Consider the following 19,978-nt stretch of genomic DNA (forward strand, 5'->3'; position numbering starts at 1 on the left):
ACCGTCCGCCGACGGTGCGGGCCCTGCTCTCGCGTACGCCCCGGCGGTGCGAATCGTCACGTGAAGTTCTCCGCACGGACGCGCTGGTGACGGCGGTGACGGGGTACAGGTGCAGACCTGTCGCCCGTCCAGCCGGGTGGTGGGGCGGGCGCACTTACGCCCACCATGTGAATGGTTCACAATGCGTTGCGGAACGGTACGGTTCCGTCGCACCGGCGCCGGGAGGACACACATGGGCAGAGACGTCGAGCAGGGCGCCTTCTCCCGCGAGGATCGGGTCCGCTACCGGCAGAAGGTCCGGCGGTGTCTGGACGTCTTCGCGCTGATGCTCGACGACTTCGGCTTCGACGCCGACCGCCCGATGACCGGGCTGGAGATCGAGCTGAACCTGATCGACGCCGCCGCCGAACCGGCCATGCGCAACGACCAGATTCTCGCCGACATCGCCGACCCGCTGTTCCAGACCGAACTGGGGCAGTTCAACCTCGAACTGAACGCCTCGCCCCGGCTGATCGAGGGCAGCGGCTTCGCCGACTACGAGCAGGACCTGCGCAGCAGTCTCAGCCGCGCCGACGAGCGGGCCGCCAAGTCCGACGCGACGATCATGATGGTCGGCATCCTGCCCACGCTCACCGAACGCCACCTGGTCGCCGACAACCTCTCCACCAACGAGCGGTACCGCGTCCTCAACGACCAGATCGTCGGCGCCCGCGGCGAGGACATCGAGCTGGACATCAACGGTGTCGAGCGGCTGCGTACGCACACCGACTCGATCGCGCCGGAGGCCGCCTGCACCAGCCTCCAGTTCCACCTCCAGGTCGCGCCGGACAGCTTCGCCGACTACTGGAACGCCTCCCAGGCCATCGCCGGCGTGCAGGTCGCCGTCGGCGCCAACTCGCCGTTCCTCTACGGCCGGCAGCTCTGGGCGGAGACCCGGATCGCGCTGTTCCAGCAGGCCACCGACACCCGCCCGGACGAGCTGAAGGCCCAGGGCGTACGGCCCCGGGTGTGGTTCGGCGAACGCTGGATCACCTCGATCTTCGACCTGTTCGAGGAGAACGTCCGCTACTTCCCGCCGCTGCTGCCCATCTGCGAGGAGGAGGACCCGGTCGAGGTGCTGCACGCCGGTGGCGTACCCCAACTCGGTGAGCTGCGGCTGCACAACGGCACCGTCTACCGCTGGAACCGGCCGGTCTACGACATCATGAACGACCGCCCGCACCTGCGGGTGGAGAACCGGGTGCTGCCCGCCGGCCCGACAGTGGTGGACATGCTCGCCAATGCGGCGTTCTACTTCGGGCTGGCCCGCGGACTCGCCGAGTCGGACCGCCCGATCTGGAGCCAGTTGACGTTCAGCTCGGCGGAGGAGAACTTCCACGCCGCCGCCCGGCGCGGCATGGAGGCGGTCCTGCACTGGCCCCGGCTCGGGGACGTACCGGTCACCACGCTCGTGCTCGACACGCTGCTGCCGGTGGCCGCGCAGGGGCTGGACCGGTTCGGCGTCGCCCCGGCCGAGCGGGACCGCCTGCTCGGCGTGATCGAGGGCCGCTGCCGTACCGGCCGCAACGGTGCGGTCTGGCAGACCGAGACGGTGTGGACGGCCGAGCGGAGCCGGGGCCTGGACCGGGAGGCCGCGCTGCACCACATGGTCCAGCGGTACGCCGAGCTCCAGCGCGGCAACGAACCCGTTCACACCTGGCCCGTCGACTGACCCGTCCCCTGCCTCCCCGCCCCGGCTCGTCGATCTTGCACTTGCGGCCCTCGCAAATCTCGCATTCGGCACATTCGAGGGGCCACCACTGCAAGATCAAGTAGCGGGGCGGGTGCGAGTCAGCTCAGCGGCCCCGGCGGGTGCTCTCGGCGGTCGGGGGCGGGTCGGCCTGCGGTTTCGTCTCGTCGGTCATCTTGTCGCGGGGCCCTGCGGGGACGACCTGTTCGGATGCCTCGGGCTGCCGTTGCGGTGGCGCGGCCCGGCCCCGGCGGCCGGTGGTGGACCGGGTGGTACGACCCCGCTCCGTCTCCGTCCGACCCGATGCCGCTCCTGGTTCGCCCTCCGACACCGCGTCCCGGGACGAACCGGCCAACGGGTCCGGCGCCTTGTCCGGTCCGGTCGCGAGACCCGAGATCGCCGACGCCGACCCCGTCGGCCGGGTCGCTTCGTCGCCCGACGTCGGCCCTCCGTCCGGCTCGGCCGTGTTCCCGCCGGTCGACGCGGGCTCCCCGTCGGCGGGGTCCGGCTCGCCGGTGCGCTGGCGGGGCACTGTCACCCGCTCGGCGCTCCGGCGCTCGGCGCGCTGGGCCAGCGCGGCCATCACCATCGAGCCGCCGACGCCGGCGATCACCGCGTACGGGGCGATCAGGTGGGCCGACAACTGTTCCGCCGCGATCCCGGCCAGGCGCGGCACGGCCAGCAGGTACGCCAGCGCGACGAGCAGCGGTCCGGCCGCCCCGGAGGCCGCCGCGCCGACCCGGATCTCCGGTGTGCGGGCGGCTCGGCGGGCCGCCGTCAGGCCGATCACCAGGGCGGAGAGAACAGACAGCAGCGCGCCGGGCCAGTAGAAGTAGTCGCGGATCCAGAACGCACCACGGTCCGCGCTGATCTGCCAGATGCCGAGCTGGGCGGTGGTCAGGCCACGACCGGCGATCACCCCGTCGACCACCGACACCACGGCGAGCAGCCAGAGCCAGCCGGTGGTGGCGATCAGGTTGGTGGCGGCGGCACGGGTGTGCAGCGCCCAGACGGCGAGCAGTACGCCGAGCAGCAGCCCCGCGCCCGCGTACGCGGCGGCGACGGCCTGCGGCGCGGAGACGTCCGGCACCCGGGCCGCCCGCGCCGGAACCGCCACCAGCAGGACGGTGACGATCGCACCGACACCCGCGGCGAGCGCCAGGCCGAGCCGGGGTAGCGCGCCCCGCGGCTCGTCGTCGCTACCGCGCAGGCGCTGGGCGCAGACCGCACCGACGATGACTGATGTCGCCGCGATCCAGGTCGCCCAGGCGAGGCTCGCCACCCACGCCGCCTCGGCCCGTACCGCGCCGGCCGGCGCCCAGTTGATGATGCCCAGCCCGTACCCGAAACCGAGCTGCGCGGCACCCGCGCCGGCGGCGACGCCGAGCGCGGCGGCTGTCGATCCTCCCCAGCCCCGTCTGACCATGCCGGGGAGCGTAACGTCCCGTGGTCGGCGCGGCGAGTCGTAACGACGGACCGTGACTGTCAGTAAGCAACGGATACGGTCGTCGATGATCAGGACGAGGGAGCATGACGGACGAGCGGCAACCGGCAGGCGACGGCACCGGACCGGGACGGGGCAGGCTGCTCCTCGGTGGTGGTATGGCGGTGGTCCTGCTGGCCGTGATCGGCGCCAGCGTCGGGTGGATCCTGGCCGGTGAGCCGGAGCGCTCGGCCGCGCCCGGCGACTCCGCTCCGCCCGCCGCCGCGTCCACATCGGCCTCCGCGACAAGCGCGCCGCCGACCACCGCCGCCCGGCCGACCGGCACGCGCACCAGCGCCCCGGCCGGGCTCGCTGTGCCCGGGGTGGTGGGCGCCGACTTCGAGCAGGCCCGCCGGGATCTGCGCGAGCGCCGCCTCGGCTGGCGACTCGTCTTCGGTACGGGCACCGGACGCACGGTCGAGCGCACCTCACCGGCTCCCGGCACCCCGGTGAAGCGTGGCACCACCGTCACCATGTGGGTCTCCGGGCCGGCGCCGGCCGTCACCGTGCCCGACGTGGGCACGTTGTCCTGCTCCGACGCGGCCGACGACCTGGTGGAGGCAGGGCTCTATCCCCGGTACGCCACCGGGCGCCAGGGTCCGGTCACGGCACAGGAGCCGGTGGCCGGCAGTACCGCCCGATGGAACGACCAGGTGACGCTCACCTGCGGCGACAAGGCGTCCACGCCGCCGACGGTCTCCCCGCCGCCGACTCCGTGACGAGCGCGGCGCGCTGATCCCAGCCGGTGTCGCCGGGGACCGCTACGGTGGACGATCGAGGGCCGCGCGCCCCGTCCCGGTGGGGAAAGGACGTGCCATGAGCGACGACCGTCAGGAACCACCCGCCGGTGACGCGGACGCGACCCGGGCGCTGCCGCGCGACGCGGCCGGGCACGACGCCGACGCCACGCGGGCGATGCCGCGAAACGCCGCCGAGGAGGACGTGGAGGCGACCCGCGCCCTGCCGAGCGACGCGGGCGACGCCACCTGTCCGTTGCCCGGCGGACCGGCAGGACAGGGCGGGTCGCGCCGTCCGGTCGACGCGACCACCCCGCAGGAACCGGTGGGTGCCTGGTCCGGCCGGGCCGGGGTGCCGCCACCACGTCCGGCGGGCTATCCCGAGCCCGGTAGCGAGTGGTACGGCGACGAGCAGGCCGGGCGCCGCTGGTGGATGCCGATCCTGCTCGGCATCCTGGCGCTGCTCCTGCTCGGGTTGATCGGGGCGGGCGTGTGGCTGGCGCTGCGCGCCGCCGACCGGAACTCCGATCCGGGACCGCCGGTGCCGAGCGTCTCGGCACAGACGAGCGCCGCCCCGACGACCGCCGCACCGACCAGTGCCGCGCCGAGCAGTTCACCGCCGAGTACGCCGGCCACGACCGCCCCGGTGGAGGTGCCGATGCCGCCGCTGGTGGGGCTGCCGGAGGCGGCTGCCCGGGCGGCGCTCGACCGGCTGGACCTGGACTACCGGGTGCAGCGGCGGGCGTCGGACCGCCCGGCCGGCACGGTGATCTCCACCGATCCCGAGGCCGGTTACCCGGTGGGCGAGGACGACCGGGTCACGATCGTGGTGGCCGTACCCGCGCCGACGAGCGGGCCGAGCACTCCGGGCTCCGCCCCGGCGACGACCACGACACCCTGACGATCACCGAGATGCCGGCTGACCACAGCCACGATCACCACTGGCGTCTGCGGGTGCCGACCAGGCCCAGCCCGGCCAAGGAGATGGCGAGCCCGAGCAGCCCGGAGTAGAACAGCGACCGGCTGAGGTCGTCGGTGGCGCCGGTCGGCCGCTCGGCGAGCGCGCCCTCGCCGCCCCCGGTACCCGCGGCCGGTTCGTCCTCGTCCTCCGCCGTGTCGGTGGCGGCCCATCCGTCATCGTCGTCCGACGCGTCGGAGTGGGCGGCATCGGAGCCGGCCGTGCCGGACTCCGTCCGGCCGTTCTCACCCGCAACGGTGATCTCCGGGGCCGGTACGGGCTCGGTGAGCTGCTGGGTGGCGGAGAAGGCGGGATGACGTACCGCGAGCGCGAGCGCGGTCGCGGTGACGAGGAAGAGGAAGAGCCCGAGGGCATAGCCGATACGGGACCGGTGGTGCCGCCGCGCGGCGGGCAAGTTGACCATGACCATCCCAGGTTCAGGGTCCATGACGCGCGGGGTGGAACGTGCCGGGGTGGGCGTACCGATTCTATGGCGACGGCACGCCCTCCCGACCGGGAATCGTCAGGTCAGCCGACCCGGACCGGGGTCCGGACCACCGGTCGGCGGGCCGTTCGCACGGTGTGCTGACGCGGAGCCGGCGCGGCTTGGAGCTGCCGCAACCCCTCCTGGAGTACGAAGATCGACCTCCGGTTGACCGCGTCCCCCGCCGCGTTCAACTCGTAGCCGTCGAGCCAGAGCCAACCGTCGTAGGTCGGCCAGTCGAGCACCCGGATCACCCGGAACATGATCGGTCGGAGGAACTGGACACTCGCCGCGCGAGTCACGTGCAGTACGTCACCGGAGCGGGGAAGCACATGGGCTCCTGGGAAGGTCGGCCGGCGGGACCGGCGAGGCTGAACGGTGGTCAGGTGCGGTCCGGTGACGGGGGGTCTGCCTCGTGGACCGGCGGTCGGTGGATCGGTGCTGGTCGGGCCGTACCCGCGGTGGCGGACCGCCACCCGACCATCACCCGGCTGCTCCCGGTTACCGCTCCCGCCGCCGCAGCCAAGCTGGCGTACAGCGACGGGGTCTTCATTCCGGGGCAGGTCGCAGGGCGCGGGACGGCTCCCCTCCGGCCGTCCCGCGGACCGTGGTGCCACCACGTCCGGAGATCAAGCGAAGACTGTGAGTAACCCGTGCCATGCAGACAGACTGCATCAGGGACGTGCGACATGCAAGTTGCACGTAGAGTTTTGCTGATAGGTGAGTCGGACACGTGAACGCCGCAACTTGAAGCGTCAGGTATCGGAGCGGCACACTGGACGCCGGTTTCGCCCGTCGCGGCCGGTCGACGACCGGCACCACCCCTGCCGCGAACGCACACCCGCCGCCCGCCGGTCGCGCCCGCGGTGGGAGCCGAACCGGGGCGCGACCGACCGGAGGTAGCCGGGTGACTGTGAAGTGTGGTCCCGCAAGCCGATGGACGGCACCGTGAGCGCGAGGAGTGAGCCGGTTCTGCGAGCCCCGCAGTCGCGAGCTGAGGGGACGCCCGTGAGCGCGCAGTCACGAGCTGAGGAGACTCCGTGAGCGAACGGCGCAGCCCCACCATCCGGCGGCGCCGGCTGGGGGCGGAACTCCGCCGGCAGCGGGAGGCGGCGGGCATCACCATCGAAGTCGTCGCCGAGCAGCTGGAGTGCTCGGCCTCCAAGATCTCCCGGATCGAGACCGGCCACACCACGGCGACCCCGCGCGACGTACGCGACATGCTCCGGATCTACGGGGTGGTCGGCGCGGAGAGCGACGAGCTGGTGCAGATCGCCCGCGAGGCCCGGCAGAAGGGCTGGTGGCACCCGTACAGCACGGTGCTGGTCGGGGCCTACGTCGGCCTGGAGGCGGCGGCCAGCTCCATCCGGGCGTACGAGCAGCAGGTCGTGCCGGGACTGCTGGAGACCGAGGAGTACGCGGGCGCGATGATCCGGGCGGCACGACCGGACTTCACCGCCGAACAGGTCGACCAGCGGGTGCGTGTCCGTCTGGGCCGTCAGTCGTTGTTGACGCAGGACGATCCGGTCGATCTGTGGGTGGTGCTCGATGAGGCGGTGCTGAGCAGGCCGGTTGGCGGCGACGCGGTGATGCGTGGTCAGCTCAGACGGCTTGTGGAGGTGGCTGAACTGCCGAACGTGACAGTGCAGGTCCTGCCCTTCGAGGTGGGTGCGCACGCAGGCATGGACGGCACCTTCACGATCCTCAGCTTCCCCGAACCGAGTGATCCCGATGTCGTGTACGCGGAGAACGCCACGGGTGGGCTCTTCCTGGAGAAGAGTGACGAACTGCAGAAGTACAGCTTCATCTTCGATCATATTCGAGCAGCGGCCATGCGCCCGGAGGAGTCCATCGCACACATCGCGAAACTGGCAGAGGAGCCACTGTGGAAATGGCGACCAAGGAGTTCCCCGTGGACCTGACGCAGGCGACGTGGTTCAAGAGCTCGAAGAGCGGGCCGAACTGCGACAACTGCGTCGAGGTCGCGTACGTGACCGGGGCGGTCGGGGTGCGGGACTCGAAGGACAAGACCGGCCCGGCTCTGGTCTTCGCTCCGGGCGACTGGCACGCCTTCGTCGCCCGCGCCCGGAACGGCGTGTTCGGCCGGAGCTGACCGGCACCGAGATGTGGTCCCGCCCGGCAGCGCCGCCGGGCGGGACCATTCGTGTCCGCGTGCCCGTGCGGCGGCGGGCACCCGTCGCCAGTTCCGATCCGCCTCGTTGAACCGCACGGATCGGCAACCGAACAAGGCAGGCGAGACGGATGACGACGATCGGTTCAGAGAACCTCACCAGCGGCCCGGGCAAGCCCGAGCGGTTCGGTGGCAAGTACCGGGGTGCCCGCCGGGACACCGTCCTCACCGAGGTGGTCTCCGGTGACGGCGAGGACGCCCGCGAGAGTGGCGTCCCCGAGCAGGCCGCGGCGCCGCTGTCCCTGCCGTCGCTGGACCCCAACCCGCTGACCGAGCCGTCCTTCCCGCCGAGCGGCTGGCCGGTCGAGCAGCAGGAGTCCCTGGTGGACCACCCGCTGCTGCGCGGCCTGCTGATGGAACTGCCCCCGAAGGGCAGCGTGCCCCCGCCCGGCTGGCTGGACCGCTGGTTCGAGGCGACCCGCGCGATCCTGGAACTGCTATACGTGCAGGGCGCGAGCCGGTCGCGCTGACACCGCCTCGGCGGCCGGCATCGCCCGCTCGGCGAGCCGGTTGTGCCGGAGCGCGTGGCGTACTCCGATCGTGCACACGCCGAGCACCCCGACGGTGATCACCGGTCCGGCGACGCCCGGCGCGGTGAACAGGTCGACGCCGACCGCCGGCAGCACCGCCACCAGCACCGCGATCGCCGTCGCCTGGAGCGGCAGCGCGATCAGCGGGTGCGCTGCCGCCGCGCGCAGCCCGTGCGGGGCGGGCGTTTCCGGCGCCGCCGCGAACGCGCCCGCGCCGGACCGCAGCCGCCGGACCCGCCGTACCGTGCAGACCGCCACGACGGCCGCCGGCACCGCGGCGACGCCGAGCGCGGCGGCGGCCCGGTCCACAGTGGTGTCACCGGCGCTCTGCAGGCCCGCGGCGAGGACCGCCGCGGTGAGCGCGAGGCCGGTCAGCACCAGGACCGACAACCATCCGGTACGCCGGCGCAGCGCGCGGGCGCGGTCCAGCCCGGGCAGGCCCTCCGCGACCAGTCCGGCGGCGAGCCAGACGGCGGCGACGGGAAGCAGCAGGGCGAGACGGTCATCCATGGCCCCTAGCCTTGCCCGTTTCGACGTCCGCCGAATCCGGGACGGCACCCCGGTTCGTCCCGTACCCGGGCCCGTAGGGGTACGGCTCAGACGTCGAACGTAGCGGGACGCCCGGTGGCCGGTGCCGGTGGGGTGGCCTTCCACAGCCCGGTCTTCTGGGCGGCGAGCCGGGCCAGGTAGGCCGGGTTGAGGATGACGTACCGGCGCCACAGGCGCTTGGGTTCCAGGCCGAGCCGCCAGAACCACTCCAGCCCGGCGCGCTGCATCCACGGTGGCGGGTTGCGCAGCAGGCCGGCGTGGTAGTCGAAGGCCGCGCCGACTGCCATCAGTGGCATGTCCAGCAGCGGGCGCATCGCGTACGCGAAGACCTCCTGGCGCGGGCACCCCAGCCCGACCAGGACGAGGCGGGCGCCGCTGGCCCGGATCCGGTCGGCGATCTCGGCGTCCTCACCCGGCGCGACGGCGCGGAACTTGGACGGCTCGACCCCGGCGATCTTCAGCGCGGGGAACTTGCGCTCCAGCGCCGGGACCAGCCGGGACAGCGTCTCCTCGGTGGAGCCGTAGAGGTAGACGGGCAGCCCTTCCGCGGCGAACCGGGCGAGCACCCGCAGGGTCAGCTCCGGCCCGTAGACGCGGTCGGTGAGCCCGGCGCCGTGCAGCAGGTTGAGCGCCCAGCGCACCGGCTGCCCGTCCGGGGTGACCACGTCGAACGAGTTGAGCCGGGCGTTGTGCGCCGGGTCGAGCACACCGGTCATCACGCCGTGCACGGCGAGCGCGGTGAGCGCCAGCGGGCGGCGTTCGTGCGCGGCCTCCACCACGGCCTCGGTGGCCCGGGCGTAGTCGGTGGCGTCGACCCCGACGCCGAGCACGTTGCGCTTGGTCCCGGTGGTCATGCCTTCGGCACCCACTTGTCGACGTTCGCCTCGTAGATCTCGCGGAGGATCATCGGCACGTCGTACGTGATCTTCCAGGACGGGTAGTGCTCCTCGAACCGGGCCATGCTGCTGACGTACCACTGGTGGTCGCCGGTGCGGGCCTGCTCGACGTAGTTGATCCGGGCCTCGCGGCCGGTGATCTCCTGGGCGATCCGGAACGCCTCGATGTGCGAGGTGTTGGAGTGCCGGCCGCCGCCGAGGTTGTAGACCTGGGCCGAGCGCGGCTCGCGGAAGAACGCCTCGAACGCGGTGAGCACGTCGTGCGAGTGGATGGCGTCCCGGACCATCTTCCCCTTGTAACCGAAGAGGTTGTACGTCCGGCCCTCCATCACGCACCGCATCAGGTACGCCAGGAAGCCGTGCAGCTCGGCGGCGGAGTGCGCCGGGCCGGTCAGCGTGCCGCCCCGGAAGCAGGCGGTCCTCATGTCGAAGTAGCGGCCGTACTCCTGCACCATCACGTCGGAGGCGACCTTCGAGGCGCCGAAGATCGAGTGCAGCGACTCGTCGATCGACATGTCCTCGGTGATGCCGTCGTACCAGCGGTGGTCCTCGGGCAGCTCGTAGCGGGTCTCCAGCTCGATCAGCGGGAGCGAGTTCGGCCGGTCGCCGTACACCTTGTTGGTGGAGCAGTGGATGAACGGCGCGTCGATCGCGTGCCGCCGGGTGTTCTCCAGCACGTTGAGCGTGCCGCCGGCGTTCACGTCGAAGTCGGTGAACGGCTCCTTGGCGGCCCAGTCGTGGCTCGGCTGGGCGGCGCTGTGGATCACCACGGCGATGTCCTTGCCGTACCGCTTGAAGACCTGCTCCAGCCCGTCCCGGTCGCGGATGTCCGCGGCGTGGTGGGTGTACGCGGAGCCGAGGTCGGCGGCGAGCCGGTCCAGGCTCCAGGCGGTCGAGCCGTCCTCGCCGAAGAAGTACCGCCGCATGTCGTTGTCGATGCCGACCACGTCGAGACCGAGTCCGGCGAAGTGCCGGGCCGCCTCGGAGCCGATCAGACCGCCGGAACCGGTCACCAACGCGACAGTCACACGCCACTCCTGGTCCGTGGGAGGCAGGGAAACCATCGGAGCATAGCGTGACGTCCGGAACGCCCCGATACGAAGCAAGGGCCCCGCTGTGTGCGGAGCCCTTGTTCTGGTGGGGATGGGGGGAGTTGAACCCCCACGTCCTTTCGGACACACGGACCTGAACCGTGCGCGTCTGCCATTCCGCCACATCCCCGTGGCACGACCCGGAACACCATATCGCATCCCGCGCCCGCCATCTGCGGCGGGTGCCGGGCCATATTACGCTGTCCACTGGCCACGCCACGAACGATCACCGCTCGTGGCGGGCGAAACTTTAGCACGTCCGCGGGCCTGGTCACGAACGGGCCGACGGCAGCCGGCCGAGCGGCGTGTGAGCTGCGGAGGCGGTGTCCGGATACCATCATTGCCTCGGGACCCGAGGAGGAGCCGGTGAGCGTGCTGCAACGCTTCGAGAAGCGTCTGGAAGGCCTGGTCGAGGGGGCCTTCGCCAAGGTCTTCAAAGGGGTGGTCCACCCCGTGGAGATCCTCAACGCCATGCAGCGGGAGGCCGAGGCGCACAAGGCGATCCTGGCCGGTGGGCGCACCCTTGTGCCCAACCGCTACGTGATCGATCTCTCGCCCTACGACCACAGTCGGCTGGCGCCGTACGCTGCCGCGCTGGCCCAGGAGCTGGCGCAGTCGCAGGCCGAGTTCATCGGCGAGCAGGCGTGGACGGTCTACGGCGACGTGATCGTCGAGGTCGAGCGCGGTGAGGGCCTGGACACCGGCATGTTCCGGGTCACCGCCGAGGTCTACACCGGCGGGGACGTCGCCCCGGTCTCCGCGCCCGGCGGCTACGACGCCGGCCCGGCGTACCCGGCGTACGACCAGGGTGGCGGCTACGGCCCTCCGCCCGGTCACGGCGGCGGCCGCAACGTCCGCCTGGTCTCCGGCGACGGCCGCACCTACCCCCTCCAGATGGGCTCGACCGTGATCGGCCGCGGCGACCAGGCCAACCTGCGCCTGCCCGACGTCGGCATCTCCCGGCGCCACGCCCGGCTGGACTTCGACGGCGGCCAGGTGGTGCTGACCGACCTGGGCTCCACCAACGGCACGATGGTCAACGGCCAGCGGGTCTCGGCGGTCGCCCTCAACCCCGGCGACATGATCCAGCTCGGCACCACGACGCTGACCTTCCGCGTGGACGGCTGATCCGCGTTGCCGGAACTCGTCATCACCGTCGCCCGGTTCGGGTTCCTCATCCTGCTGTGGATCTTCGTGTTCACCGTGGTCGGCGTGATCCGCCGGGACCTCTTCGCCGGTGCCCGGTCGGGTCGGCTCGTGGCCGCGCCGCGGGGGATCGGCGCGTCTACCGGGCAGCCGGGAAAGCCGGCGAAGGCCAAGCGCGGCCGGGCCGCCCACCAGTTGGTGGTCACCGCCGGTCAGCTCGCCGGCACCCGGATCACGCTCGGGGAGGCCCAGATCACCATCGGCCGCGCCGAGGACTCGACCCTGGTGATCACCGACGACTACGCCTCGGCGCGACACGCCCGGCTGGTGCCCCGCGACGGGCAGTGGTACGTCGAGGACCTCGGATCGACTAACGGCACCTATCTCGATCGCGCTAAGGTCACCGGACCAACCCCCGTCCCCCTCGGCGTGCCGATCCGGATCGGCCGCACTTCCCTCGAATTACGGCCATGACTCTGACCCTGCGCTACGCGGCCCACAGCGACCGCGGTCTGATCCGAGACGGTAATCAAGATTCCGTCTACGCCGGACCGCGGCTGCTCGCCGTGGCCGACGGCATGGGCGGCATGGCCGCCGGTGACGTCGCCAGCAACATCGTCATCGGTGCCATGGCGCCCCTCGACGAGGACGTCCCCGGTGACGCCCTGGTCGACGCGCTCCGCTCCGCCGTGGGCACCGCCAACCAGCAGCTCCGCGACACCGTGGACGCCAACCCGCAGCTGGAGGGGATGGGCACGACGCTCACCGCGACCCTCTTCTCCGGCAGCAAGCTCGGCATGGTCCACATCGGTGACTCCCGGGCCTATCTCCTGCGCAACGGCGAGTTCGCGCAGATCACCAAGGACGACACGTACGTCCAGATGCTCGTCGACGAGGGCCGGATCAGCGCGGAGGAGGCGAGCAGCCACCCCCAGCGCTCGCTGCTCACCCGGGCGCTCGACGGCCGCGACATCGACCCGGAGTACAGCGTCCGCCAGGTGCTGCCCGGCGACCGCTACCTGATCTGCTCCGACGGGCTCTCCGGCGTGGTCAGCGCGGAGACCATCGCGGACACCATGCGGGAGTACCCCGACCCGCAGCGGTGCGTGGAACGCCTGGTGCAGCTCGCGCTGCGCGGCGGCGGCCCGGACAACATCACGGTGATCATCGCCGACGCCACCGACCAGGACATCGTCGAGGCGTCCCCGATCGTCGGCGGCGCCGCCGCCCGCGACCGGGGCATGGCGACCTCGGCCGACGACTCCACCCCGGCGGCCCGCGCGTCGGCGCTGTCCGCCCCCCGGCCGCCCGCGCCGGAGGAGCCGGTGGACAACCGCGACGACGAGCCGGAACGGCGTCGCCGCCGGCCGCTGCGCACCGTCGCGATGGTGCTGGCGCTCGCGGTGATCGTCGGCGGTGGCGCGTTCGGCGGGTGGACGTACACCCAGCGGCAGTACTACGTCGGCGCCACCGACGACGGCCAGCTCGCGGTCTTCCGCGGGGTGCCCGGCCAGGTCGCCGGGCTGGACCTGTCGAACGTGCACGCGCGCAGCGAGGCCCGGCTCGACGACCTCACCCTCGCCGCCCAGGAGCGGGTGAAGCAGGGCATCCAGGCCCGCAACGAGCCGGACGCGGAGCGCCGGCTGGCGGAGCTGACGAGCGAGGACCCGGCGAACCCGAACCTCAAGCCGCTCTGCCCGCCCGACCCGTCGCCCGGTGTGACCAGCCCGACCCCGGTGACGACGACGGGCGCGCTGAACCCGCAGGCCAGCGGCAGTCCGGCACCGTCCGCGCCGCCCGCCGGCTCACCGACCCCCGGCGCGCCGACGCCGTCGTCGACCATCACGCCCGACGCCGTACCCTCCGACACCGTTCCGCCGGCCGACCCGGCGGGTTGCCGGTCGCCGGAGTGAGTGCCGGCTCGATCCCGAGGACGTATCCGTGACCGCAGCCGCCGTACCGGCCGCCTCGCCCGCTTCGACGGGCGAGGAGTCCGGCGTACGCCTGGCCCGGTCCCGGCGCAACGCCGAGCTGTCCCTGCTCCTGCTCGCCATGGTGCTCGTCGCGGCGTACGCGGCGATGATCGAGGCGAAGGCGCTGGACACGATCACGCCCGACTTCTGGATCCCGGCCGCCGCGCTGGGGCTGGTCTTCCTCGGTCTGCACCTGGTGATCCGCTGGCTGGCGCCGTACGCCGATCCGGCGCTGCTGCCGGCGGTGGCGCTGCTCAACGGCATCGGGGTCGGCTTCCTGCGCCGCTACGACCTGGCCAAGGCCACGCCCGCCGAGCGGGAGGACCTGGCCGTCTTCGCCGGCACCGGCGGCCGTCAGCTCGCCTGGACGCTCGCCGCGGTGGTGCTCGCCGCCGCTCTGCTGGCGATCCTGCGCGACCACCGTTCGCTGTCCCGGTACGCGTACACGCTGGGCCTGGCCGGCATCGTGCTGGTGATGATCCCGGCGGTGTTGCCCAGCCGGTTCTCCGAGATCAACGGTGCCAAGCTGTGGATCAAGTTCGGCGGGTTCTCCATCCAGCCGGGTGAGTTCGCCAAGCTGGCGCTGCTCACGTTCTTCGCCTACTACCTGGTGCGCAAGCGCGAGGTGCTCTCGCTCGCCAGCCGGCGGGTGCTGGGCATCGACTTCCCGCGCGGGCGAGACCTCGGCCCGGTGCTCGTGGTCTGGCTGGTCAGCCTCCTGGTCCTGATCTTCGAGAAGGACCTGGGCACCTCGCTGCTCTACTTCGGCATGTTCGTGGTGACGCTCTACATCGCCACCGAGCGGGTCAGCTGGCTGCTCATCGGCCTGATCCTGTTCTTCGGCGGCGCCTACCTGGCGTACGTGCTGGGCAGCACCGTGGGCGGCCCGTTCGCGAACTTCTACGACCGGGCGCAGATCTGGCTGGACCCGTTCGCCGAGCCGTACGACAGGGGTTACCAGCTGGTGCAGGGCCTGCTCACGCTCGGCACCGGCGGCCTGTTCGGGGCCGGGCCGGGCGGCGGCCAGCCGGCGCTGCTGCCCGAGGTGCAGACCGACTTCATCTTCGCCGGCATCGGTGAGGAGATCGGCCTGTTCGGTCTCTCCGCGCTGCTGGTGATCTACCTGCTGATCGTCGAGCGTGGCCTGCGTGCCGCGCTGGCGGTGCGGGACTCGTTCGGCAAGCTGCTCGCCGGTGGTCTGGCGTTCACGCTCGGCCTGCAGGTCTTCGTCATCGTCGGCGGCATCAGCAAGCTCATCCCGCTGACCGGTCAGACCACCCCGTTCCTGTCCGCCGGTGGCTCCTCGCTGATGGCGAACTGGCTGCTGATCGCCCTGCTGCTGCGGGTCTCGGACGGCGCCCGCCGCCCGGTGACCGGCGCGGGTGGCCCGGCCGCCCGGCCCGCAGGCGGCCCGCCCGAGCAGTTGCACGGCGCCCCGACGGAGGTGATCCGGCCGTGAACGCCCCCCTGCGCCGCGTCGGCGTGGTCGTGATGGTCCTGTTCGGGCTCCTGTTCGCGAACCTGAACTGGATCCAGGCCTACAAGGCCGACGAGTACCGCAACAGCGACTACAACGGCCGGGTCCAGGTCGCCGAGTACGACCGCAAGCGCGGGAACATCGAGGTCGGCGGCACCGCGTACGCGCTCAGCAAGGAGACCGGCGGTGAGCTGAAGTACCAGCGCACCTATCCGGGCGGGGCGATGTACGCGCACGTGCTCGGCTGGAAGCCGGTCAACGGCAGCGCGAGCGGAATCGAGCGGGTGGAGAACGACTTCCTCGCCGGCACCAGCGACGCGCTCATCGCCAGCCGGATCAAGGACATGTTCACCGGTGACGAGACCGGCGGCGGGAACGTGCTGCTGACGCTCTCCAAGGGGGCCCAGCAGACGGCGTACAAGCAGCTCAACGACAACCAGGTCGGCGCGACCAAGGGCGCGGCCATCGCGATCGACCCGCGTACCGGCGCGGTGCAGGCGCTGGTCTCCATGCCGAGCTTCGACCCGAACCCGCTGGCGAGTCACGACAGCACCGAGGCGGACCGGGCGTACAACACGCTGGAGAAGGACAAGGACCGGCCGCTGGCGAACCGGGCGCTGTCCGAGACGCTGCCGCCGGGCTCCACCTTCAAGATCATCATGGCGGCGGCGGCGCTGGAGAACGGCGTCGGGCAGCAGACCCGCATCCCGGCCGGTTCCAGCTACACAGCGCCCGGCGCCGGTCAGCCGATCCGCAACGCCGCGCCGTCGATCTGCCCCGAGTCGCAGGTGACGCTGCGGGAGGCGGTGACCGAGTCCTGCAACACCGGCTTCGCCCAGCTCGGCGTACGCCTCGGCTCGGACAAGGTCAAGGAGAAGGCCAAGCAGTTCGGCTTCGAACAGGAGGACCTCACAGTCGGTCAGCTCGGTGAGGGCGGCCTGCCGGTGGCGGCCAGCCGCACCGGCGACATGCAGAACCCGGACGGCAGCACCGACCAGGCCGCTCTGGCGCAGTCGTCGATCGGCCAGAACAACGTGCGGATGACCCCGTTGCAGGGCGCGATGATCGCCGCCGCGGTGGCCAACAAGGACGGCAAGCAGATGCGTCCCCACCTCGTCAAGCAGCTGCTCGGGCCGGACCGCACCACCGTCTACGACGCCGCCCAGCCGCGCGAGTTGCGCCGCCCGATCAGCGGCCAGGTCGCCGCCGACCTGCGCGACATGATGCAGAACGTGGTGAAGGAGGGCACCGGCCGCCGGGCCGCCATCGACGGCTTCCTGGTCGGCGGCAAGACCGGTACCGCCCAGTCCGGCCCGAACACCCCGGACCACGGCTGGTTCATCGGCTTCGCCCTGGACAAGGACGGCACGCCGCTCTCCGCGGTCTGCGTCGAGCTGGAGCAGGCGGGCAGCGGCGGCAGCGCCGAGGCGGCCCGCATCGCCGGCCGGATCATGGCGGCGGCGATCGCCGACTCCGGGAGGCGCTGACGTGCTCGGTCCGGGAGTGAAGCTCGGCAACCGCTACCGCCTCGACGAGCGGATCGCCAGCGGTGGCATGGGCGACGTGTGGCGCGGCACCGACCAGGTGCTGGGCCGCACCGTCGCGGTCAAGAGCCTGCTCCCGGCGCTGCTGGACGAACCCGGCTTCGCCGAGCGGTTCCGCGGCGAGGCCCGGACGATGGCCACCATCAACCACCCCGGCGTGGTCGACGTCTACGACTTCGGCAGCGACCAGCACATCGCGTTCCTGGTGATGGAGTACGTCGAGGGCGACGCGCTCTCCGCCACGCTCAGCCGCGTCGGCCGGCTGACCCCGGCGCGCACGATGGCGCTGCTGGCGCAGGCCGCCGACGCGTTGCACGCGGCGCACGAGAAGGGCATCGTGCACCGCGACGTGAAGCCCGGCAACCTGCTGGTCCGGCCGAACGGCACGCTCGTGCTCACCGACTTCGGCATCGCCCGCTCGGACCTGGTCGGCCAGCTCACCGCCGCCGGGTCGGTGCTCGGCACCGCCTCGTACATCTCACCGGAGCAGGCCACCGGCGCTGTCGCCACCCCCGCCTCGGACGTCTACGCGCTGGGCGTGGTCGCGTACCAGTGCCTGGCCGGCCGCCGCCCGTTCGAGGGGGACAACCCCCTCGAAATCGCCATGAAGCACGTACGGGACACCCCTCGGGCGCTTCCGGCCGACATCCCGCCCCAGGTCCGGGCGATCGTCGAGCGGGCCATGGCGAAGGACCCGGCCGCGCGCTGGCCGAGCGCCGCCGCGCTGGCGAGCATCTCCCGGCAGGCCAAGCTCGCGCTCTCCCAGGCGGCCCGCTCCGGGCAGCCGATCTCCGGCGTACCCGCCTCGCCCGCCGCGCCGGTCGCGCGGGCGCAGGTGCCGACCGCCGTTCCGCGTCCGCAGCCGCCGGCCGCCGCCCCGCGCCCGCAGCCCCGCCCGCCCGTGTCCCCGGCCCGTCCGCCGCTCGCCGCGCCGCGCCCGGCCGTGATCGCGCACCCCGCCCCGCAGCCCCGCCCGCCGGTGGCGCCGCGCGGCGCGGCCCCCATCCCGCAGCCACGCCCCGTGCCCCAGCACAACCCCCTGGGGTACGCGCGACCGCCCGCCGCCGCTCCGCCCCGGCGCTCCCGGTCCGGGCTGTGGACGACTGCGATCGTGGTGGCCGTACTGGTCATCCTCTGCTCGGGCGTGATTTCGTTCCTGTACCGGAAATACGGTGCTACCGCATCCGCTCCGGCGAGTGTGAGCGTGACCTCCGGCGCGGTGCAGCCGTACGGAGGCGACTATCCGGTCCGCACGTCGTACCGTCGTGAGGTACGCCTCCTGCCGGCCGGCGGCGGTACGACGACGAGCGAAGGACGAGAGACGCGATGACAGCGCAGGCCCGCCTGCTCGGTGGCAGGTACCAGGTCGGCGAGCTGCTGGGGTACGGCGGCATGGCCGAGGTGCACCGCGGCCGTGACCTCCGGCTCGGGCGGGATGTCGCGATCAAGATGCTCCGTGCCGACCTGGCCCGGGATGCCACCTTCCAGATGCGTTTCCGCCGCGAGGCGCAGAACGCCGCCTCGCTCAATCACCCGGCCATCGTCGCCGTCTACGACACCGGCGAGGAGACCGCGCCCACGGGCGAGACCCTGCCGTTCATCGTGATGGAGTTCGTCAACGGCCGGACCCTCAAGGAGGTCCTCGGCGTCGAGGGGCGGCTCCAGCCGCGCCGGGCGCTGGAGATCTGCGCCGACATGTGCGCCGCGCTGGAGTTCAGCCACCGGCACGGGATCATCCACCGGGACATCAAGCCCGGAAACGTGATGCTCACCCAGACCGGCCAGGTCAAGGTGATGGACTTCGGCATCGCCCGGGCGCTGGCCAGCGGCGCCACCACGATGACGCAGACCAGCGCGGTCATCGGCACCGCGCAATACCTCTCCCCCGAGCAGGCGCGCGGCGAGGCGGTCGACGCCCGCTCCGACGTCTACGCGGCCGGCTGCGTGCTGTTCGAACTGCTCTGCGGCCACCCGCCGTTCGTCGGGGACAGCCCGGTCAGCGTCGCGTACCAGCACGTACGGGAGCAGCCGCCGACGCCGAGCACGATCAACCCGGACGTCAACCCCGCTGTCGACGCCATCGTGCTCAAGGCGCTGTCGAAGAACCCGCTCAACCGCTACCAGAGCGCCGGCGAGATGCGGGCGGACCTGCTCCGCGCCGCCGCCGGCCGGCCGGTGCTCGCCACCCCGGTGATGCCGGCCGACGAGACCATGCCGATGGGTGCCGCCGCGGGCGGCGGCTACCACCAGGCGCAGCAGACCCAGATGATGGGCCCGCAGACCCGACAGCAGCCGGTGGCGCGGGTCGGTGACCCGGGCAAGCGCAAGAGCTCGTCCTGGGTCATCGCCGCGTTCGCCGCTCTCGGCGTGCTCGCGGTGATCGCGCTCGGCACCGCGCTCTGGCTCAACCAGGCGGGCAACGAGAAGGTGTCGGTGCCGCAGTTGGTGGGCCGTACGCAGGCCGAGGCGCAGGCGGCGCTCACCCAGGCCGGGCTGCGGTTCACCGCGGGCGACCCGGTGCAGAACACCACGTGCGAGAGAGGCTCGGTGGTCGACCAGAGCCCGTCGTTCGGCCAGCGGGTGGAGAAGGACACCGAGGTCACCGTCAACGTCTGCGCCGGACCGGGCCAGGTGACCATCCCGACCAACCTGAAGGGCAGCACCAAGGACGCCGCGGAGACGCGTCTGCGCGAGCAGAACCTTGTTCCCGTAGTGGAGCTGGTGAACGACAGCGCGCCGAAGGACCAGGTCGTCGACGTCTCGCCGAAGGAAGGCAGCACGGTCGCCGAGGACAGCAAGGTGACGCTCAAGGTCTCCCGTGGCAACGTCAGCGAGGTGCCGAACGTCCGCGGCTACACCGAGGACCAGGCGAAGCAGCGCCTCAAGGAGGCCGGCTACGAGGTCCGGGTAGAGGACGGCGACGAGGTCGACCCGGCCGAGGCGGGCAAGGTCAGCAGCCAGTCACCCCGCGCCGGGACCAGCCTGGCCAAGGGCGAGCGGGTGACGATCAGGGTCGACGTGCCGCGCGAGGAGGAGACCACAAGTCCGACGCCGAGCGGCACCCCCAGCACGACGCCGACCACGCCGGGCAACGGCGGTGGCGGTGGCGGCAGCGGCAGTGGCTTCCCGTTCCCGCCAGTGGCCCCGACCCGTACCGACCGCTGACCACCACCTGACCGACCGACGCGGC

The 19,978-nt window shown here is 72.2% G+C and carries 19 protein-coding genes and 1 tRNA gene; 13 read left to right on the top strand and 7 right to left on the bottom strand.

Annotated features, from left to right (window positions below; all coding sequences use genetic code 11):
* Window positions 1–232: 232 nt before the first annotated feature.
* Window positions 233–1,711 (top strand): glutamate--cysteine ligase, encoded by a 1,479-nt coding sequence (locus tag O7622_RS04575; RefSeq protein ID WP_282312001.1) that lies wholly within the window; start codon window positions 233–235, stop codon window positions 1,709–1,711.
* A gap of 124 nt (window positions 1,712–1,835) precedes the next feature.
* Here O7622_RS04575 and O7622_RS04580 read toward each other — a convergent pair whose 3' ends face one another.
* Window positions 1,836–3,155 (bottom strand): hypothetical protein, encoded by a 1,320-nt coding sequence (locus O7622_RS04580; protein ID WP_282312002.1) that lies wholly within the window; start codon window positions 3,153–3,155, stop codon window positions 1,836–1,838.
* A 104-nt stretch (window positions 3,156–3,259) separates the two neighbouring features.
* Between O7622_RS04580 and O7622_RS04585 the strand changes: the two genes are divergently transcribed.
* Together O7622_RS04585 and O7622_RS04590 are read left to right on the top strand one after the other, a co-directional pair.
* Complete coding sequence (locus O7622_RS04585; protein ID WP_282312003.1) at window positions 3,260–3,931, top strand: PASTA domain-containing protein; 672 nt, start codon at window positions 3,260–3,262, stop codon at window positions 3,929–3,931.
* A gap of 97 nt (window positions 3,932–4,028) precedes the next feature.
* Window positions 4,029–4,850, top strand: a complete 822-nt coding sequence (locus O7622_RS04590; RefSeq protein ID WP_282312004.1) for a PASTA domain-containing protein — start codon at window positions 4,029–4,031, stop codon at window positions 4,848–4,850.
* 34 nt (window positions 4,851–4,884) lie between these two features.
* Here the strand turns inward: O7622_RS04590 and O7622_RS04595 are convergent, their stop codons facing one another.
* Complete coding sequence (locus tag O7622_RS04595; protein ID WP_282314037.1) at window positions 4,885–5,337, bottom strand: hypothetical protein; 453 nt, start codon at window positions 5,335–5,337, stop codon at window positions 4,885–4,887.
* 98 nt (window positions 5,338–5,435) lie between these two features.
* Window positions 5,436–5,723, bottom strand: a complete 288-nt coding sequence (locus tag O7622_RS04600; protein ID WP_018785581.1) for a hypothetical protein — start codon at window positions 5,721–5,723, stop codon at window positions 5,436–5,438.
* Window positions 5,724–6,431: 708 nt separating this feature from the next.
* Here O7622_RS04600 and O7622_RS04605 point away from each other — a divergent pair.
* From O7622_RS04605 to O7622_RS04615, 3 genes are all read left to right on the top strand, one after another.
* Window positions 6,432–7,313, top strand: coding sequence for a helix-turn-helix transcriptional regulator (locus O7622_RS04605; RefSeq protein ID WP_282312005.1), 882 nt, complete (start codon window positions 6,432–6,434; stop codon window positions 7,311–7,313).
* Window positions 7,283–7,504, top strand: coding sequence for a DUF397 domain-containing protein (locus O7622_RS04610; RefSeq protein ID WP_013283299.1), 222 nt, complete (start codon window positions 7,283–7,285; stop codon window positions 7,502–7,504). Before O7622_RS04605 ends, O7622_RS04610 begins: the two co-directional genes overlap by 31 nt.
* Window positions 7,505–7,653: 149 nt before the next feature.
* A complete protein-coding gene (locus O7622_RS04615; RefSeq protein WP_282312006.1) occupies window positions 7,654–8,052 on the top strand; it encodes a hypothetical protein in 399 nt (132 codons plus the stop codon).
* Here the strand turns inward: O7622_RS04615 and O7622_RS04620 are convergent.
* From O7622_RS04620 to O7622_RS04635, 4 genes are all read right to left on the bottom strand, one after another.
* Window positions 8,020–8,622: a hypothetical protein gene (locus tag O7622_RS04620; protein ID WP_282312007.1), complete on the bottom strand. Its 603-nt coding sequence runs from the start codon at window positions 8,620–8,622 to the stop codon at window positions 8,020–8,022. The genes O7622_RS04615 and O7622_RS04620 overlap by 33 nt on opposite strands.
* An 86-nt stretch (window positions 8,623–8,708) precedes the next feature.
* Entirely contained in the window at window positions 8,709–9,515 is an 807-nt protein-coding gene (locus O7622_RS04625; protein WP_282312008.1) for a WecB/TagA/CpsF family glycosyltransferase, read from the bottom strand.
* Window positions 9,512–10,621, bottom strand: coding sequence for an NAD-dependent epimerase/dehydratase family protein (locus O7622_RS04630; RefSeq protein WP_282312009.1), 1,110 nt, complete (start codon window positions 10,619–10,621; stop codon window positions 9,512–9,514). Before O7622_RS04630 ends, O7622_RS04625 begins: the two co-directional genes overlap by 4 nt.
* A 71-nt stretch (window positions 10,622–10,692) precedes the next feature.
* Window positions 10,693–10,778, bottom strand: a tRNA-Leu gene (locus O7622_RS04635).
* Window positions 10,779–10,987: 209 nt separating this feature from the next.
* Between O7622_RS04635 and O7622_RS04640 the strand changes: the two genes are divergently transcribed.
* The 7 genes from O7622_RS04640 to pknB all read left to right on the top strand — a co-directional run bounded on the left by O7622_RS04640 (window position 10,988) and on the right by pknB (window position 19,953).
* Window positions 10,988–11,776 carry a DUF3662 and FHA domain-containing protein gene (locus O7622_RS04640; RefSeq protein WP_026267912.1) on the top strand — a complete coding sequence of 263 codons (789 nt, stop codon included), beginning with the start codon at window positions 10,988–10,990 and terminating at the stop codon, window positions 11,774–11,776.
* A gap of 6 nt (window positions 11,777–11,782) precedes the next feature.
* On the top strand, window positions 11,783–12,268 hold the full coding sequence (locus O7622_RS04645) for an FHA domain-containing protein (RefSeq protein WP_013283305.1): 486 nt from the start codon (window positions 11,783–11,785) through the stop codon (window positions 12,266–12,268).
* The gene (locus tag O7622_RS04650; RefSeq protein WP_282312010.1) at window positions 12,265–13,707 is read left to right on the top strand and encodes a protein phosphatase 2C domain-containing protein; all 1,443 of its coding nucleotides are present in this window, start codon (window positions 12,265–12,267) and stop codon (window positions 13,705–13,707) included. Before O7622_RS04645 ends, O7622_RS04650 begins: the two co-directional genes overlap by 4 nt.
* A 139-nt stretch (window positions 13,708–13,846) precedes the next feature.
* Window positions 13,847–15,226 (top strand): FtsW/RodA/SpoVE family cell cycle protein, encoded by a 1,380-nt coding sequence (locus O7622_RS04655; protein WP_282314038.1) that lies wholly within the window; start codon window positions 13,847–13,849, stop codon window positions 15,224–15,226.
* Window positions 15,223–16,731 (top strand): penicillin-binding transpeptidase domain-containing protein, encoded by a 1,509-nt coding sequence (locus O7622_RS04660; RefSeq protein WP_282312011.1) that lies wholly within the window; start codon window positions 15,223–15,225, stop codon window positions 16,729–16,731. The genes O7622_RS04655 and O7622_RS04660 overlap by 4 nt, the downstream gene beginning before the upstream one ends.
* 1 nt (window position 16,732) lies before the next feature.
* On the top strand, window positions 16,733–18,118 hold the full coding sequence (locus tag O7622_RS04665) for a serine/threonine protein kinase (protein ID WP_282312012.1): 1,386 nt from the start codon (window positions 16,733–16,735) through the stop codon (window positions 18,116–18,118).
* Entirely contained in the window at window positions 18,115–19,953 is a 1,839-nt protein-coding gene (gene pknB / locus O7622_RS04670; protein WP_282312013.1) for a Stk1 family PASTA domain-containing Ser/Thr kinase, read from the top strand. Before O7622_RS04665 ends, pknB begins: the two co-directional genes overlap by 4 nt.
* Window positions 19,954–19,978: the final 25 nt, after the last annotated feature.

It is taken from the genome of Micromonospora sp. WMMD1076 (genome assembly GCF_029581475.1).
Taxonomy (GTDB): domain Bacteria; phylum Actinomycetota; class Actinomycetes; order Mycobacteriales; family Micromonosporaceae; genus Micromonospora; species Micromonospora aurantiaca.

What these genes read in the sequence shown, in the direction of transcription:
- O7622_RS04575 (WP_282312001.1), top strand. Translation starts at nt 233, where the DNA reads ATGGGCAGAGACGTCGAGCAGGGCGCCTTCTCCCGCGAGGATCGGGTC.
- O7622_RS04580 (WP_282312002.1), bottom strand. Translation starts at nt 3,155, where the DNA reads ATGGTCAGACGGGGCTGGGGAGGATCGACAGCCGCCGCGCTCGGCGTC.
- O7622_RS04585 (WP_282312003.1), top strand. Translation starts at nt 3,260, where the DNA reads ATGACGGACGAGCGGCAACCGGCAGGCGACGGCACCGGACCGGGACGG.
- O7622_RS04590 (WP_282312004.1), top strand. Translation starts at nt 4,029, where the DNA reads ATGAGCGACGACCGTCAGGAACCACCCGCCGGTGACGCGGACGCGACC.
- O7622_RS04595 (WP_282314037.1), bottom strand. Translation starts at nt 5,337, where the DNA reads ATGGTCATGGTCAACTTGCCCGCCGCGCGGCGGCACCACCGGTCCCGT.
- O7622_RS04610 (WP_013283299.1), top strand. Translation starts at nt 7,283, where the DNA reads ATGGCGACCAAGGAGTTCCCCGTGGACCTGACGCAGGCGACGTGGTTC.
- O7622_RS04615 (WP_282312006.1), top strand. Translation starts at nt 7,654, where the DNA reads ATGACGACGATCGGTTCAGAGAACCTCACCAGCGGCCCGGGCAAGCCC.
- O7622_RS04620 (WP_282312007.1), bottom strand. Translation starts at nt 8,622, where the DNA reads ATGGATGACCGTCTCGCCCTGCTGCTTCCCGTCGCCGCCGTCTGGCTC.
- O7622_RS04625 (WP_282312008.1), bottom strand. Translation starts at nt 9,515, where the DNA reads ATGACCACCGGGACCAAGCGCAACGTGCTCGGCGTCGGGGTCGACGCC.
- O7622_RS04630 (WP_282312009.1), bottom strand. Translation starts at nt 10,621, where the DNA reads ATGGTTTCCCTGCCTCCCACGGACCAGGAGTGGCGTGTGACTGTCGCG.
- O7622_RS04650 (WP_282312010.1), top strand. Translation starts at nt 12,265, where the DNA reads ATGACTCTGACCCTGCGCTACGCGGCCCACAGCGACCGCGGTCTGATC.
- O7622_RS04655 (WP_282314038.1), top strand. Translation starts at nt 13,847, where the DNA reads ATGGTGCTCGTCGCGGCGTACGCGGCGATGATCGAGGCGAAGGCGCTG.
- pknB (WP_282312013.1), top strand. Translation starts at nt 18,115, where the DNA reads ATGACAGCGCAGGCCCGCCTGCTCGGTGGCAGGTACCAGGTCGGCGAG.